This window comes from Neobacillus sp. NPDC093127 (assembly GCF_044754175.1).
GTDB lineage: Bacteria > Bacillota > Bacilli > Bacillales > Cytobacillaceae > Neobacillus.
Window position 1 is genome coordinate 259,994 of sequence record NZ_JBIVOP010000004.1, and the last position, 16,084, is coordinate 276,077.

The following is a 16,084-nucleotide window of genomic DNA, read 5'->3' on the forward strand; positions in this document are numbered from 1 at the left end:
GAAGAAAAGGAGTTTCTGTAACAACTCCTTATATAAAAACGAACTCTCATTTACTTTTTTTCAAGTGAGCCACTTATGGCAATTATTAGATAAATGCTGTAACTCGTCTAGAAATGTACTAGCGTGATAACCATCGCAAACAGCATGATGCACTTGCAATGAAATAGGCAACAATGTTCTATCTTCCAGATTAAAATATTTTCCCCCTGTAATGATAGGTAGTAAAAAGTCGCCATCATTATTTATATTTAGGTTAAATCCAGTAAAACTAACCCATGGAATACTGGATATAGGAAAGGAATTTTTAGGTTCATTTTCTTTCGTAAAAAGCCCCTTAACAACTCCGTATTGCTTTATATCCTCTTGGTAGTTTTTATAAAAGACACAAAATTCATTTGAGAACTCAGTCCAAATGCAAGAGAATGTTTTGTTATCCTCATGGAAGATTGTATAACTAGGAATCATTTGATCCCAATACCCCAGAACTCCCTCATCATTAAAACAGGTTCTAAATTCTGAATGAGAATTTACTGTTTTACTTACCATATATATAAAGCTCGGGTATAGTTTAATCCCCTTGTTGCGCAGGCGTTCTAATAATATTGTGATGTCTATATTTGCAGAAATGCTAAACGTACACTTTTGATTTAAATAATGCTCGAAATACTGATTTCTATCCCAATTTTCTCTATCAATTAAATTAAACTTCATTTTATTAGCCTCCTAAAATTGTGTTTACGAATTTTAGGAGGCTATTTATCTGTTTTCACCAAACCTATCACCTCTTAATGCCTCAAGTTATTACTGGCCCCAATACTTGATTTATTACGTGATTACTTTATTTATTTGGACATCCATTCATATTGAATATCAGGTAAATTCTCTTCATTTTCATGTCCGCTGCCAATCTTTTTAAATCCATGTTTTTCGTAAAATCGTTGTGCCTTTTCATTTACTTCAAATGTATATAATGTTAATCTACCACTTGATTGTTCTTTTGCTTTGTCTAGTAATGTTTTACCTATACCGATTCCTTGATAATCATTATGAATATAAAGCTGGCTTACTTCCCTTTCATTATAGGCAATCATTCCAACTACTTGTTCATCAATTAATGCTAAATCTATTTGAAACTGTTCAGGTAATATAGAATTTAAAAAATATAGGTGAATTTCAAAGCTATGAATTTCTTTCTGGCCAATAGCTTGTTCCTTACTATCGCGCCACATAGCCACTGTCTGTTCAGCATACTTGGGACTATACTGAGCTATGATAAATTTTTGTGGGTTCACTACAAAACCTCCATTAATGAAATTGAACGTTGGGTAATTTGAGCCATAACTTGTTTATTCGATACTAGTTGGAAATAATCCTTGAAATCTGCTGCTTCAAATTTCTTAAAAATTTGTTGGTGCATTTTATTCCTCCAAACTGCCCTTTACTTGAACATCCATTCTTAACGATTTATATTCCTTGACATTCCCACAGAAAATTTCTTGAATCCAACAGATTCATAGTAGGATTCCAAGCTTTCTGCACACATTAATTGGGGAAGTTCCTTCCACACAAAAATCTCCTTAATTCTTTTTTTTAATTGAAAAAAAGTAAAATATACCTCCGATCATCCAATAAGGCTCCCAAAAGACTAATCTCCAAAAGGTGGCGTACCTATCTAAATCAAAGTTTAAAACACCAATTGCACTAAGCGATATTGTTACGAAGTTTAACAAACCATATAAAAAAAGTAATAAACCACAAATCTTTGTTATGAGATAGAGCGTCGTTTGAATCCAAGGCTTTCTCCATTTCATTAACAGCATCAAGAGCCATACGACTCCGAGCAATTTGATGTATCCAGTTATCCAAACTATTTTTACAAACGATGGCGCTGGGTTTAATGCCATTTCATAAATGGCTCCTCCAAGGGATCTAACACCAAACATGCCTCCCATTGCCCAGTAGAAACTCAAGCCGGAAAAAAGAATCGTCCATATCACCCCAAAAGACAATATCCACTTTTTAGTTTCCATAAAATTGCTCCTCGTTAAAACGGCAATTTTTTAAACAACTTAGAACGAACTGCTAGAAATTCATTTCCCGTCTAACTTATTTTACCATATACTCACTCTCAATATTTTCAATTTTCATTCACTTCGTAGTAAAAACCAGTTGAGAAAACCTTCATTTTCTAATTTCACAACTTATATACCAACTTCCAGCTCATTTTCAATATTTTATCAAGTTCTAAGATTTTTTTTAATCCAGCCGTGCATTAGAATACAGAATCTTTACAATACTTTAACGGTATCTCAAGCAGAAGAAAAACGTTTACATAATACAATAAAGGGGACTTACTATTTAAGGATGCGAAACATATTTCGCACCCCTTCTATTATTTGTGATTTCATGTTTTCCAAAATGTTTACTTTTTTAACATCTATCCTTAACAACTACTTCATTATTTCTTAATATGTTCAGTTTACAATGGAATTGTATGAACCATTACTTATGAAGGGAGGAATCTGAATGTTTTTAAAAAAACTGGCTGAGAGAAAACTTGTCACAATTGACTATGATAAAAATGGTATTTTACAAACTATTAAAGGACGTGTCTATCGCCTAAATTTACGTGAACAAATTCTTTCGTTGAAAGATGAACAGCAGAATTCTTTCTCCATCCGTTTATCCGGTATTAGAAAAGTTTATTAACTTTCTTATACCATTTTCTAAGCACTTTCCATTTTGAATATTTATTATAATCACTTGCTCGTTTCCCTGCGAATGACTGGCGCAACCTCCGTTGCTAATCGTTCAATGTTCTCGGCCACTTTTTTATATGGCATGCCGCCTATGTCCATCTGGGCAATAAACCGCTGATGCCCGAAAAGCTCGTATTGACGGAGGATTTTTTCAATAATTTGCTGTGAGCTTCCGACAAATAAAGCCGTTTCTGGCGCTGACAGGTGTTCAAAATCAGCTATGGACATCCTTGTCTCCATTCCGCCTTGGGGATTGAGGTATCCCCAATAATTTGAATAATAAGGAAAGAATTCGTCTTTAGCCTTTTGCGTCGTTTTCGAAATAAAGGTATGGCCAGATACTCCAACTTTCAAATCTTCAAGACTATGTCCAGCTTGACTTGCAGCTTGTCGGTAAATGTCCACTAGTGGCTTAAACCGGAGTGGATCGCCTCCAAGTATCGCTAATGCTAAGCCCGTACCTAATCTCCCTGCACGTGCTGCACTTTCCGGAGTGCCTCCAACCCCAACCCATAATGGAATTTGACTTTGCACTGGCCGCGGTGCAATTTCAGCATCACTTAATCCTGAACGAAAATGACCGTTCCAAGTAACTTTCTCAGACGCATTCAACTTCAGAAAAAGCTCAATATTTTCTTCAAACAATTCATCATACTGACTCAAGTCGTACCCAAACAAAGGAAATGATTCGATAAACGCCCCACGCCCCGCAATGATTTCAGCCCGACCATTTGATACTAAATCGAGTGTCGCAAAATCCTCGAATAAACGGACAGGGTCAACGGTATTTAAAACCGTCGTGGCACTTGTCAGTTTTATTTTCTTGGTGACTTGTGATAGGGCCGACAACACAACCGGCGGCGCTGAAACTGCATAATCCAGACGGTGATGTTCACCAACACCGAATACGTCTAACCCTGCCTCGTCTGCCATTTTTCCCGCTTCAATAATCTCTACAATCCGCTGTCTTGCACTAATGGTGTTCCCTGTATGCGGATCTGCTCCTAAATCAGCTAATGTATAAATCCCTATTTCCATACTGGATTGTTTCGTTTTCGACTCTTTCTTCATCTTTCTCTCTCCTAACATTTGCATTGTAACTGAATTGCTTACCACTATCATATGCTACAAAAAGCAATCATCTCGAGTTTATAATAATCGAATCGAGATAAAATTTTTGTAAAGATAGCAGAAGATTCACCTCTAATGAAATAAGGGAAATGATACTCTCATTACTGATGGTTTCCGGAGTACCTGAGAAAATGATTGGGGATAAAAGAAGCGTATCCTCCCTTTTAAAGAAGGACTTTTAACGGTCTCATCATGACATAATCCTCATGCTCCAAGATATGACAGTGCCATACGTACAATCCTGTGTAAGGTCCAAATTTCATAATTATCCGAGTAACCTGATTAGAATAGGCGATGACGGTATCCTTCCGACCTCTTTCTTGTGGAGTCGGAGGCATTGCCGGGCCGGTGTAATCGAGAATTCCCTTCTGTTTATATTTTTCTACATCAAAAGCTCTGCGATCTATAACTTGAAAATCGATTAAATGAAGATGAATCGGGTGTGTATCGGTTGTTAGATTGAGGAGATACCATACTTCAGTCTGCCCTAATTTAGGGTTTTCGCTTATCGGGGCATCCCAATCTTGATTATTGAGCAGCATCACTTCACGGTCATACTGATCTTTTCTTGAAGTTAAGGTGAGAAACCTAAACTTTGAGGCTGTCTGCACTCTCTTTTTCGGAAAAGGCACCATGAAGGACGGAATCTCACTCGTATCAATGCCTGAAAGCGGCAGTACCACTCGAAATTCCATCACTTTTCCAACCGTATTAGAATCTACTGGCTCGCCATCTGGAAACGGAAATGGGGCATCATTTGTCATGACGATTCTTTTTCCTTCAAAATTAGTGAAATCAATGATCACTTCTACCCGTTCTGCAGGTGCCAATAGGACTTCTTTGATTCCAATCGGGTATTCAATTAATCCACTATCTGTTGCAATATGGTAAAGTAGCTGCTCCGAATCCAGCTTAAGCCTGTAAAAACGGGTATTCGATCCATTTAACAGCCGGAAACGGTATTTACGCGGTTCCACGTTGAAATAGGGCCATACTTTCCCATTCACCACGATGGTATCACCTAAAAATTCAGGTATGACTGAGGTATCTAATTCCTGCACTGGATTTTTTGGCTGTTTCGGATAAGAGAGTGAACCATCTGAATGAAAGGATTTATCTTGGATAATCAGCGGAATATCAAATTTTCCACTTGGGAAATTTAATTCACGTTCCCTTTGATCTCTTATCAGATAAAATCCCGCTAATCCCGCGTACACATTGAGTCTGGTAATCCCGATGACATGATCATGATACCAAAGAGTGCAGGCTGGCATAAAATTATCATAGCGATAGATCTCCTTTGAAAAATGAGGTCCTACTTGCTCAAATCCTTTCGTGAACCAAGCTTCCGGATATCCGTCGCTTTCCGACTCAACGCTTGCACCGTGCAGATGAATCACCGTTCTTACTTCTGGAACATCCAAGTGGGCACCGTGAACCGTATGGTCGACAGGCAGCAAATGCTTATCAGGCAAGTTGTTGATCCACTTTACAAAAACTTTTTCACCACTTTCAACCTCAAAGGTTGGACCTGGATACACACCTTCAAAGCCCCAGACTGTTGTTTCAGGCAGGTCACGATGGAGGGATTGCTTAAACTGCGTCATATTCACTTCATAATAAGTATGGAATCGTTCTTTCTGACGAGGTTTTAAAACAGAAGGCACAGGAAGTTCATCAACAAATTTTGAAAGATTCATATGTCCTCTCCTAGTTATACAAATAGTTACCATCACTTTATGTTTAAAAAGCAACCAGTATCACAAACATCCACCTCTTTTCACCATATATCCACTATAATATTTTAAATTTTCATTCACTTCGCAGTAAAAACCGGTTGAGAAATCCTTCATTTTGTGATTGGATTAAGAATAACAAGGGGGGAACTGTATGAATGGGAAAATGAGACTTATTACGGCCATGCTCATTTTTGGGAGCATTGGGGTATTTGTCAAAAAGATTGATTTGACTTCAAGTGAAATTGCGTTTTTAAGAGGAGTAATCGGCAGTATATTCCTGCTTCTTGCTAGTTTCCTAGTCAAACATAAACCATCTTTAAAAGCATTAAAGGAAAATGCCATTCTACTGCTATTATCTGGCGCGGCTGTTGGCTTTAATTGGATCTTTCTTTTTGAGGCATACCGATATACGACGATTTCCAATGCCACGATCAGCTATTACTTTGCGCCAATATTTGTGATAATGTTGGCACCTTGGCTCCTAAAAGAAAAACTGACGAGTGTGAAAGTTGTCTGTATTATCATGGCAATGGGTGGTTTGTTTTTAATCGTGAATAATGGGTCTAGCGGTACAAGCGGTTCACAGAATCATACAGTAGGTATTTTCTATGGCCTTTTAGCGGCAGCATTCTATGCAAGCGTGGTGTTAATGAACAAATTCACCAAAAATTTGTCCGGCTTTGAAACCACTTTAGTACAATTAATGGCAGCTGCTTTGATCTTATTTCCCTATATATGGTGGCAGGGACAACTAAATTTTGCTGGAATAAACTCAAACTCCATTATTTTTATCTTGATCCTAGGGATTGTACATACAGGGTTAGGTTATTTTTTATATTTTACTTCGCTTCAAAAACTAAAAGGGCAAACAATTGCGGTTCTCAGCTATATCGATCCGATTTCCGCTGTCATTATTGCTGCGATTTTCTTAAGTGAGAGCATGACTTTTATTCAAATGATAGGTGGTGTCCTTGTCCTAGGGGCGACTTTTTTAAGTGAAAAACTGGAGATAAAAGCAGGAAAAAAAGGTCAGACTCCAACTACCTCCCCCTAATGGATGTCTGTTATTATGAACAAAAAAGGCGGACAGCAATGATCCTGTGCGCCTTTTTGCCAGTCAGAAAGCCCTATTATTCGTATTAAAGAATTGAAAAGAATGGAAGAACAAGAATAGCCAAGGTAAGAAAAAAAACCGCGGCCGACCCGAATTTTTGTTTCTCCTTCCATAAAGAGATGGCGAAACCAGCGGTATACATAGAAATAACTAGCAACACAATGACAGTGACTATTTTCAACCTATTTCCCCGCCTTCTTTGGTAATCTTCCATAATCGACAATTTCAATATCTGGCTTTACGTAAATGTCTGCTTTGAGAAACGATTTGTTCCAATTAAATTTTTCATATTCCTGAATAGTCCCAAAATATTTCCTAGCATCAAAGGATAATGGGTATGGTGCACCTTTATATTGTTTCTGTGTTTTTTTTAATACCCGCTCAAATTGTTCTTTAAAATGGCGGGCTATTTCTTTTTTTATGATTGCTTGGTTCTTTTTTTTAGAAAAGTCGACCATGGATGGGTTTGACTTAAGCTCAAACTTTAACGGGAGGGTGATAAAAATCTTTGGCCTAGGGCCCTTTAGATCCATTTTCACTTTATTATGTTCTCTTTTCATGACTCTGACTGCAAATGATTTCCGTTTGCCTGGAAAAGGATTGGGGATATCCGCTATAAAATCACTAATGTTTGTTGTATCATCAAGAGTATTGGTAATACTTGTTTCTTGACCGGTCAGTTTGCCAATCAATACTCCATTCCTAAATACTGCCGACCCGATAAATTGGGTATTATCGAATTCCCCCGATGCATTTACTTGCCCGGCATAGTATTCGTCCTCCCCTTTCATTTTAGTGTCCTTCTTCTTTGTAGCGGTTGTGTTCATCGCCAAAAAGAGGTCTGTTCCCCTTTCGTTCGTTTTAAAAAAGCGAAAAAGGGTGGAATCAGGAATAAGCCCATTTTCAATCCCATGATCAATCATATATTGATAGTACTTATGTGGCCTTGTTTCCATTTTCGGACGATTTTTTAAAAAATATTCACTGGCCTTTTCTTCTGACACGGCTAAAAAAACATTCATCCGAATTTCTTTATCATAGACAGCATCATTTATAAGGTTATAAAACAATGGTTGTCTTGCAAGATCTTCAGATGCGACCATAATCTTTAATAAATCATAACTAATCTTTCGAGAGATGATCGCATTTGCAGTCACTTTCGCCGTAACGAAATCATTGGCATCGAATGAAATAATTTCACGCGGCTTTTCTGTTGAACCGCCGCCGCCCTGCATACTCCCCACTTCAGGATTGGCCAGCAGCATGGTCACTTTAATTTTCCCTTTAGCTTTGGAGCGATCGAGTCCAATTCCAATTACATATGCCCGATCCTCAAGCTCTTCACGATCCCAACAGCCTGTTAAGGTAGAAACAAGGATGAATATCAACAAAATTTCACATACTATTTTTGTTTTTCGCATGTTTGAATTCTCCTTTTAACAAAGCAGCCAGCCAGATAATAAGCGAAATGGCAGCAAACACAGGACCCGCTGTGATTTGAACATTGGATTTCCACTCAAGGCCAACCTCCATTGGAGTTTCCGGTATAACCCCAATCAATAAATAAACGGCAGCCAGTGGTGGAATCAAGTATTCGAAGTCTTTTATTTTAAACAGATGACCAAACATAAGAGCACTAATATACAAAAAGGCTGAAAAGCGAATAAACGCCCCCATAATCCAAATCACAAAAAAGATGATTTCGAGATTCGGAACATAACTTCCAAGTGAAATATAACGAATCGCCGTATGAAACGGATAGCCGATTCCTCCTAAAGATTGATCAAACATGCAAACGAAAACGATCGTAGCAGCACTAATCAAAATAATAGTGAAAATATAGGCAATCCAAGTGCCTCGTCGAAATTCTTTACTTGACCCTAAGTAAGGAACAAGCATGGTGAGCAGAAAAAAATCAGCATAAAGAGTCAGGTTTTTCAAACTTCCCTTTAAAACTTCCCATTTCCCAGGTCCCCAAATTGGCATGATAGCTTGAATATTACTTTCTCGAGTACATAATATTAATGCAATAATCAAGGAGAGTATTGTATAAAAGATAAGCAGATAAGAAACGGACCCAACATTCCGAATTCCCCTTTTCGCACCATAGGCACAAACCGCCATGAAAAGACCGTAAAGGACCAAGACAGGAGTTGTATTAAAATAATAGGCCCTAATGATATTTGTATACGTTCTTGAATCGACCGAAATGCCAAATGAACTGAAGGCAAAAATAACTAGACATACAAAAAAGCCAATGTATTTTCCAAGTAATTTTTCAATGACAGAAAACAAGTCTTTCTCATGAAATAGCGATATCGTCTTGATTAATAAAAAGAACGGGATAAAGAAGATTCCAGCAGATAGGATTGGAATCATCCAAGCTGTGTTTTGCACCTGATTGAATAAAAGGGATGGTGTATCTTCTGATGCTTTTGAACCAACCATCAAAACCGTAATCGATACATATTCTCGGATACCTAGCTTTCCCGGCTGCTGCTTCATCAATTTGAATCCCCTCTTTGTTTGACCATATCTTTTGGTTTTAAATACCCTGGGCGAAACCTTTCCTTGATGGGTACATGACGAATAATTAAGTCCTTTGCCGAGATGAAACGGGGTGTCATTGGGGCAAAGTAAGGGACGTCAAATGACTTTAATGAAACTAAATAAAAAAGTCCGCTCACAAGCAAAGCAGCTAGTCCATAGATCCCCATAAAGCCTGCGGCAAAAATAAACAAAAAGCGCGATATACGAATGGCGAAATTCATGCTGACATCACTGATAATAAAGGAACTTAAACCACTTAAGGCGATTACAATAATAACAATCGGACTAATGACATTGGCTTGAACAGCAGCCTGTCCCAAAATTAAGGCCCCTACAATCCCAATTGTTGGTCCAATTGGAGAAGGCACACGCAGCCCGGCTTCGCGAATCAGTTCAAAGGCAAGTTCCATCATTAAGATTTCAATTATAGACGGAAAGGGAACCCTTTCCCTTGTTCCTGCAAACGCCATTAACAAATCAGGCGGGATCATCCCGACATGATAGTTTGTAATCGCAATATAAAAGGATGACGCAAAAACCGAGATAAATAAAGCCATGAATCGCAAAATCCTGATGAAGTTACCATATGGAGTACGCAGGTAATGATCTTCCGGTGAATGAAACAAGGCCCAAAAGGTAGCAGGCAAAACAAGACAGTTTGGTGAATTGGACATTAACAAAATAATGTGGCCCTCTTCAATATAAGAGACTGCTCGGTCAGGACGTTCGGTGTTGAGGATCGTAGGAAACAGCGACCTTGGCCTTTCCTCTAAATATTGTTCCAATATACTTAAATCAATGACACTATCTGCATCAATCGCATGAATCCGATCTTTGATCTTCTGAAGTAACTCATCATCTACTAGGTCTTTTTCGTAAACAAGCAGTACGTCGTTTCGGGAACGTTTAGTAACCACCAGACTCTCAACAATCAGATTTTCATTTTTTATTTTTTTACGGATTAATCCAATATTATCGGCGAGCTTTTCGTTAAAGGACTCTTTTGCCCCTCTGACAATGACTTCATTATCGGATTTCTCAATGCTGCGCCCTTGAACTTGTGTTGTTTCAAATAAATAGCATTGACAATCTCCATCGATAAAAAGCGCGGTGATGCCGCTCGTGATGTTATTGGTAATATCACCAATATTGGTGGTTGTCTTTTCAACAGGAAAGGAAATAATGTCTTGTATCTTTCCAGTTGGCCGTTCGTTTTCAATAAGCGGCTTCAAAATGCTCTGCTGAACTTTTTCGAGGTCCACCATGGTGCCGATGTAAAGTATAAAGGCACGGCGCTTTAGTGCACGAATGGTAAATTCACGGATTTTCACATCTGTATTTTTCGGTATACTAAAAATCGACTTAAAAGTCGCTAAATTTTGGTCATAATGCCCGGTAATATCCCGCTCTTTTAAATCAATGATTTTCGCATTGGATTGTTCGTTGAAATGGGGCTCCTTATTGAAAATCTTAATTAATGAGACTAAGATGTTTTTTTTCATTCCGGACCACCCCCAATTTTTATTTATCTTTCCATTTTTAGGGGCAGTTTATGTATTGTTGATATTGCATAAATCCTCAACATACTCTTCATCATCTTTTAATACCCTCAATAATAATCGGTATTTTCTCCAATATATTAAAAAGGCGATGCGGTTTTTCCGCATCGCCTTCTACTGTTTTTAATACTCGGCTCCAGTTGATTTCCGCCTTAAAACCCACGTTGTTCCACCAATGATGATGATCAAAATTCCAATAAGAAGTAAGTTAAATGTGTTTGTCGCAGTTGAAGGCAAATGACTGCCGTGAGCTGCTGGTTTCTTGTCAGGACTCGTTTCTTTTGGATTGCCGCCTTTCCCAGATTCATCCGGATTGGATGTACCAGGGGCGGAACCATCGGTAGTTTCAGGATTGTTTCCTTGATCTGTAGACCCATCGTTATTCCCAGGATTGTTTCCTTGTCCATCTTTAGGATCAGATGGTTCTTGCGGAACAGGATCTGGATTTGGATTTGGATTTTCATCCTTCCCTTTTGTAAATGTCCAGATATCGGAGACAGCTCTTCCGGTATAGTTATCTTCGGCCACTGCATACCAAGAGTACGACTGATTCTCTGCTAACCCTTTCCATTCAGCTTGAGCAATAGATCCACTCGGAATGTTTTCTGCCTTACCGATTTCAGTATCAGTATAAACATTGACTGTAAAATAGTCAGTTGCCACGCGTTTTAGCTTCGGCTCTAGGTCTACTTCTAAATTCCGTTCATCCTTCTCCGGAAATTCAATTGGGTCATAATAATTATACTTATCTAAATAAGGTGAATACGTATTAACGATAATTTTGTTATTTTTTTGATTAAAATGAAGCAGCTTCATATACCCTTGTCCGCCCTCAGGTCCTCCCTGATAGTCGCCAAGCATCTGATAAACTTGGCGGTCCGGTATCCCATCACCATCATCATCGATCGCATCAACCAATGTTTCCGAGTCATGATAATGACCGCTAAGTACAGCAATGACATTTTTATTCGGCAGCACGACTTGCTGATATAACCGCTCGCCTATTGGACTGCGGTTGCCGGAAACTAGAAGATATTCATGGAAGCTCAAGATTGCCTTACGGTGTGGATATTGTTTTAAGACATCATTCATCCACTTAATATCTTCATCTTCCACGCCCCAGCCCATGTATAGCATAATGAAATCATTTCCATTGGCAGAGATTAAATCATAGTGGCCGCGGTTATTTTTATACGATTCACCATAGTATGGCTTGTCCTTAAAGCGATCCTCGCCAAACCACTTATAATATTGTGTATAATCACCTGTCTTATGATCGACATCATGATTACCTGCTAAAACTCCATACGGAATATGATTGTCATCAAGCACTTTCATAGATTTATCGGCATTCTGCCATTCGTATTCTACGCCTGCTTTATCGACAAGATCGCCTGTATGGAAAACATATTTGATTTTCATCTCATCCTGCTTCTCCGCAATCCAATTTGTCATCCGGTCATAAATATGCGGATAGCTTTCCGCATAATATTGCGTGTCTGACATCCACACAAATGTATAATCATACTGGTCAGGTGTTGAAGGAATTTCGTCTTGGATTAACACATTGATCTTATCACCCTTGACAAAATCGCTGACAGCCACATTCCCCTTCAATCCAAAGTCTTCTTCTCCGGCGACTTTATATTGTATCATCGACCAATCACCAAGCTTATGATTCCATGCATACATGGCTACCTTTCTGCCCGGCAGAGATTTCCCCTTCCACTCCAATTCGACAAGGTCTGTTTCGTCAACTGAAGTATCCACTGCCACCTCAAACCGCTGATACGGGAATTGCGTGGTCGAATCCGTCACTAAGTACTGCTGATCCTGCTTCGAAACAAGTGAGATATCTTCAGCCGTAAAGGCTTGTTCGCCTACAGGAACCATTTCTTTTGGCGGTTCTGTATCTGTAGCATTTTTGAATGCCTTTACACGATCGGTTTGACTTGCATCATATTTAAAGCCCTTAAAGAAGGTAACGTCTAAATCGTCGTTAGTTGGATCGGTTACTTTTACCTTTAAAGTAGGATTTCCATTAACCGGAGTTGAGCTCCTATCTGTCGGTGATATCAGCTCAGGTTTGTTTGGATTCTCATTCACAACTGAAAAACGAACAATCTTCTCTGCCTTATTTCCTACTTTATCAAAGGCTGTAACAGTCAGCGTATGGTCACCAGTAGACAATTTTGACGAGGCTGTTTCATATGGAACCGTTATTTCATCATCATCCAGCATGACTTGAAGTGTTTGCACGCCTGCAATGGCATCAGCCGCATCGACCTGGATGTCAAACTTGCCCTTGTATTCCTTCCCGTCCTCAAGGTTGGTAGTAATCACCGGTGCAGTATTATCGACGTTTACTGAAACAGTTACTTCTTCATCGGAGTCTTGTACCTTGACAACATGTTCTCCATCAGCTGCCTTCGTGGTATCCCATTTGTAGGACTTGGAAGGCGCTTGATCTCCTGTAATCGTAAACGTGAAATCTTCAAATGGCCGATAGGTTCCATCATCCCCCATATCATAAACCTTTGTGGGGTTATTTTTCATAGGATCTCGTAAAATCGTGCCGTCTGCTAAAACTAAACGAACATTTCTAATATCAAAATCATCGCGATTTTCTTTAGATTCCTCTAATTGAAATGGTGATGCTTTATTACCGGAACGAATGGTAATCACATTTTCTCCAATCTTAAGGCGATCGGCATCAATTGGTACGGTGATTGTATCCCAATTCGTGATGCCATCATCAAAAATCCGGATAATGTCATCGCCCATTGTGACACCATTTTGGAAAAAGGTATCCACTCCGCTTGCTTCAAACGCAAAATAGGCATCATGTTCCAACGATTGGTACGTATTTTCTGTCAACTCGGAGCCATCAATGAAAAGTTTCACCTGGTCCGATGATTCTGATTTAGATGTTCCTTTAAGAATCTCCTCTTTGGAAACAATCTCATTCGATTTCACATTTAAGCGCAAGCTTGAATCGTCCAAATCATTCGTTATAGCAATTTTATATGTTTCACTTGTTACTTCATTGGTACCATCTGACACAACAAAGTAATATTCCACGTATTGATTCCCGATGATTTCGGGAGAGTAAATCGTATGGTGATACATCATATCATCGAAATCTTCCGTTAACAGGACTTGGGTGTATTCCTGTTGATGGTTGGGACGATAAAATAAACGCACTGTTTTTACTTCCCTATCATCAGAAGCATCGGCAACGATTTGAATGTTTTCCTTTTGATTCACTTCCGTTACTTTTGTCATATTTTCAATCACAGGCTTGATTGTATCATCGCTAATGTGGACAGGCTGTGCCGGAACCTGAGATGATTCAACCACTCCCGGTGTAGCTTCTTTCACACTAGCACTGATTTTTGCCATTTTAGTCGACCCATCAAGCGGATATTTATAGAAAATCCCTTTATCCGGCTTGGTATCAAGGACATTTGGTTCTTCATTATAGTAAGCAACGGCGATTTCCTTTTTCGTATTGGTTGCCACAACGAGGCCTCTTGTCGATGCATTGGCCATTCCCGCACTATAAATTTTTACAATATCTTTGTTTTCCACTAAGCTTGAACCATAATTCGCATTAAAATCAGCAACTGTTTTATTTGTGTTTTGGTCGTTGATAATCCAGAAGACGAGCGTTTTTCTAGAAGGTATCACCACATCATCCGGTATGGACGGCCAAATAACGTCTGTTGATGGATCGGTGCCATATCGATACTGAATCTTGTAATCCTTAAAGTTCACATCTTTATCCGTATTGTTATAGATTTCAATAAATTCATAGCCATCTGCTGAACCGACATTAGTAGAATCAGGGACAAGCTCAGTCACTAAAAAGGCAGGGAGCTTATTATAATCCAAATTGGTTTTCTTTACAGTAATGAGGCATTCTTCCGTCTTTGAACTATTGGTACCATCAGAAGCTTCGATATAGTATGTAATATTTGACTCCACATTTACACCGGGGATTTCTACTACAAATTTAGTTGAATCACCTTCACTTGCATTCATAGATATTGATGTAAAGGTTTCATCGCCTTCTTTTTTATAATGTAGGGTGACAAATGGTACGGTCATGTTATCTGTAACCACTGCTTCTATTTTTATTGGTGAAAAAGCATCACTATCGGTTACAGGTGTATGGATAATGACAGGTGCCTCTACATCCGCAGGAGTTTCATCAAGATTAACCGGTTGAGCAGGAACCTGCTCGGCTTCAATCGGTCCAGGAGTCGGTGCAGCGAGGACACGATATTTATCCATCGCAGTTCCTGAGGCCGGATATTTGTATTCAATCCCTAAGCCATTGTTATCATTTTCTTCAGCTAAATAGCTGGCAGACACAATTTCTTTTCCCGCCTGATCTTTAATCACAAGGGCACGGAACCCAGTGTTTGCAAACCCGGGGAACACATCCTTAAACTCTAATACTTGATTTGCAGATAAATTCGTGCCAAAATTTGCATTAAAGTCTGCTAACTTAAAGTTTCCATTATTATACCAATAGACGATTGTTTGCTGCGGTTCCAACGTAACGGCAGGGACAAGGAAAGGCAATTCCTTTCCAGTATCGGTATATTTATAAACAAATGAATATTTCTCTAGTGAAATTGGTTTATTGGTATTATTATAGAGTTCAATATACTCGTAATAATCCGTTCCTCCCCCTTTAGAATTGGGAGAAAGCTCGGTAATCAATAGCTGAGGAAACTGATTATAATCCTCTTCTCCCCCGTTTACTGCTTGAGAAGCAACATTGTCATCTGTTTGATTTTCACCTGATTGTGCTGATGTGTCTTCTTGTGGTGGACTAGATACAGAACCACCTTTTACTGAATGAGTATCCTCCGTTAATGGTTCAATCGGTTGACTTTTGTCAATTTCTGTATTTTGACTGTCATCTGATTGACTTGGTTCAACTGATTCACGTTGACTATCAGCGGGTTGATCTGGGGCAGTTGATTCATCTTGACCTTCGCCTGGTTGACTTGGATCTACAGATTCACTTTGACTATTTTCTATTTTAGTAGAGTCCACAGATTGTTCGTCCTTTGGCATTTCTTCTGCATAAATTCGCTTACTTGGAACTGCCAAACTAAGGTTTGATAGAATAATTGCAAACATACATGCAAGTACGAACAGCTTCCTTGCTTTCTTTCTAACCTTCCCAACTCTCACATTCTTCCCCTCTTCTCAGTT

The 16,084-nt window shown here is 38.9% G+C and carries 11 protein-coding genes and 2 pseudogenes; 2 read left to right on the forward strand and 11 right to left on the reverse strand.

Features of this window, described 5'->3' with window-relative positions; translation table 11 throughout:
- Positions 1-60: 60 nt before the first annotated feature.
- The 5 genes and pseudogenes from catA to ACIQCO_RS08250 all read right to left on the reverse strand — a co-directional run bounded on the left by catA (position 61) and on the right by ACIQCO_RS08250 (position 2,030).
- Positions 61-711 (reverse strand): type A chloramphenicol O-acetyltransferase, encoded by a 651-nt coding sequence (gene catA, locus ACIQCO_RS08230; protein ID WP_400427355.1) that lies wholly within the window; start codon positions 709-711, stop codon positions 61-63.
- A 131-nt stretch (positions 712-842) separates the two neighbouring features.
- Positions 843-1,229 carry a GNAT family N-acetyltransferase gene (locus ACIQCO_RS08235; protein ID WP_400427448.1) on the reverse strand — a complete coding sequence of 129 codons (387 nt, stop codon included), beginning with the start codon at positions 1,227-1,229 and terminating at the stop codon, positions 843-845.
- A 71-nt stretch (positions 1,230-1,300) separates the two neighbouring features.
- Positions 1,301-1,417: pseudogene (locus ACIQCO_RS08240) on the reverse strand (GNAT family N-acetyltransferase); the annotation flags it as partial.
- Positions 1,418-1,456: 39 nt separating this feature from the next.
- Positions 1,457-1,561, reverse strand: a pseudogene (locus ACIQCO_RS08245) (GNAT family N-acetyltransferase); the annotation flags it as partial.
- 16 nt (positions 1,562-1,577) lie between these two features.
- Positions 1,578-2,030, reverse strand: coding sequence for a DUF3995 domain-containing protein (locus ACIQCO_RS08250; protein WP_400427357.1), 453 nt, complete (start codon positions 2,028-2,030; stop codon positions 1,578-1,580).
- A 496-nt stretch (positions 2,031-2,526) separates the two neighbouring features.
- Between ACIQCO_RS08250 and ACIQCO_RS08255 the strand changes: the two genes are divergently transcribed.
- A complete protein-coding gene (locus ACIQCO_RS08255; protein ID WP_024028660.1) occupies positions 2,527-2,709 on the forward strand; it encodes a hypothetical protein in 183 nt (60 codons plus the stop codon).
- Between the two features lie 50 nt (positions 2,710-2,759).
- On the opposite strand, the gene ACIQCO_RS08260 is transcribed toward ACIQCO_RS08255, so the two are convergent.
- Positions 2,760-3,830, reverse strand: a complete 1,071-nt coding sequence (locus tag ACIQCO_RS08260) for an LLM class flavin-dependent oxidoreductase (protein WP_400427358.1) — start codon at positions 3,828-3,830, stop codon at positions 2,760-2,762.
- 224 nt (positions 3,831-4,054) lie between these two features.
- Positions 4,055-5,590: a multicopper oxidase family protein gene (locus tag ACIQCO_RS08265; protein ID WP_400427359.1), complete on the reverse strand. Its 1,536-nt coding sequence runs from the start codon at positions 5,588-5,590 to the stop codon at positions 4,055-4,057.
- A gap of 190 nt (positions 5,591-5,780) precedes the next feature.
- Here ACIQCO_RS08265 and ACIQCO_RS08270 point away from each other — a divergent pair, with 190 nt between their 5' ends.
- Positions 5,781-6,683 carry a DMT family transporter gene (locus ACIQCO_RS08270; RefSeq protein WP_400427360.1) on the forward strand — a complete coding sequence of 301 codons (903 nt, stop codon included), beginning with the start codon at positions 5,781-5,783 and terminating at the stop codon, positions 6,681-6,683.
- A gap of 242 nt (positions 6,684-6,925) precedes the next feature.
- On the opposite strand, the gene ACIQCO_RS08275 is transcribed toward ACIQCO_RS08270, so the two are convergent.
- From ACIQCO_RS08275 to ACIQCO_RS08290, 4 genes are all read right to left on the reverse strand, one after another.
- Positions 6,926-8,164, reverse strand: coding sequence for a Ger(x)C family spore germination protein (locus ACIQCO_RS08275; protein ID WP_400427362.1), 1,239 nt, complete (start codon positions 8,162-8,164; stop codon positions 6,926-6,928).
- Positions 8,139-9,248, reverse strand: a complete 1,110-nt coding sequence (locus ACIQCO_RS08280) for a GerAB/ArcD/ProY family transporter (protein ID WP_400427363.1) — start codon at positions 9,246-9,248, stop codon at positions 8,139-8,141. The genes ACIQCO_RS08275 and ACIQCO_RS08280 overlap by 26 nt, the downstream gene beginning before the upstream one ends.
- Complete coding sequence (locus tag ACIQCO_RS08285) at positions 9,248-10,795, reverse strand: spore germination protein (protein WP_400427364.1); 1,548 nt, start codon at positions 10,793-10,795, stop codon at positions 9,248-9,250. Before ACIQCO_RS08285 ends, ACIQCO_RS08280 begins: the two co-directional genes overlap by 1 nt.
- Before the next feature lie 180 nt (positions 10,796-10,975).
- Positions 10,976-16,063, reverse strand: coding sequence for a lamin tail domain-containing metallophosphoesterase family protein (locus ACIQCO_RS08290; RefSeq protein WP_400427366.1), 5,088 nt, complete (start codon positions 16,061-16,063; stop codon positions 10,976-10,978).
- Between the last annotated feature and the right edge of the window lie 21 nt (positions 16,064-16,084).

Coding starts and splice junctions, on each gene's coding strand:
- catA (WP_400427355.1), bottom strand. CDS start 711: ATGAAGTTTAATTTAATTGATAGAGAAAATTGGGATAGAAATCAGTAT.
- ACIQCO_RS08235 (WP_400427448.1), bottom strand. CDS start 1,229: ATGTGGCGCGATAGTAAGGAACAAGCTATTGGCCAGAAAGAAATTCAT.
- ACIQCO_RS08250 (WP_400427357.1), bottom strand. CDS start 2,030: ATGGAAACTAAAAAGTGGATATTGTCTTTTGGGGTGATATGGACGATT.
- ACIQCO_RS08255 (WP_024028660.1), top strand. CDS start 2,527: ATGTTTTTAAAAAAACTGGCTGAGAGAAAACTTGTCACAATTGACTAT.
- ACIQCO_RS08260 (WP_400427358.1), bottom strand. CDS start 3,830: ATGAAGAAAGAGTCGAAAACGAAACAATCCAGTATGGAAATAGGGATT.
- ACIQCO_RS08265 (WP_400427359.1), bottom strand. CDS start 5,590: ATGAATCTTTCAAAATTTGTTGATGAACTTCCTGTGCCTTCTGTTTTA.
- ACIQCO_RS08270 (WP_400427360.1), top strand. CDS start 5,781: ATGAATGGGAAAATGAGACTTATTACGGCCATGCTCATTTTTGGGAGC.
- ACIQCO_RS08275 (WP_400427362.1), bottom strand. CDS start 8,164: ATGCGAAAAACAAAAATAGTATGTGAAATTTTGTTGATATTCATCCTT.
- ACIQCO_RS08280 (WP_400427363.1), bottom strand. CDS start 9,248: ATGAAGCAGCAGCCGGGAAAGCTAGGTATCCGAGAATATGTATCGATT.
- ACIQCO_RS08285 (WP_400427364.1), bottom strand. CDS start 10,795: ATGAAAAAAAACATCTTAGTCTCATTAATTAAGATTTTCAATAAGGAG.